A 418-nucleotide genomic window follows, 5' to 3' on the forward strand; every position below is an offset into this window, starting at 1 on the left:
GCCTCGGCGCGCGTGGTCGGCCTGCCGTGGGCGCTCAGGGCGGCGTCTGGTGGCGGTGGGCGGGGGTTGAAGGTCGCGGGGCGGCTCGACGAGGTGGCGGATCTGTACGATTCCGCCGTGCGCGAGGCGACCGGGGCCTTCGGGCGCGGCGATTGCTATGCCGAGCAATTCCTCGACAAGCCCCGCCATGTCGAGGCGCAGGTTCTGGCCGACAGCCACGGCAATGTCGTCGTGCTGGGCACCCGCGATTGCAGCCTGCAGCGCCGCAATCAGAAGCTGGTCGAGGAAGCCCCCGCACCCTTCCTGACCGACGATCAGCGCGCGCGTGTGCATGCCTCCGCCCGCGCGATCTGTGCGGCTGCGGGCTATACCGGGGCCGGGACGGTCGAATTCCTGCTGTCTCAGGACGGGGTTCTAT

At 70.3% G+C, this 418-nt stretch carries 1 pseudogene; it reads left to right on the plus strand.

The features are described from left to right. A pseudogene (locus BTA51_RS29075) lies at positions 1-418 on the plus strand (ATP-grasp domain-containing protein); the annotation flags it as partial.

Source organism: Hahella sp. CCB-MM4 (assembly GCF_002260525.1).
Lineage (GTDB): Bacteria > Pseudomonadota > Gammaproteobacteria > Pseudomonadales > Oleiphilaceae > Hahella.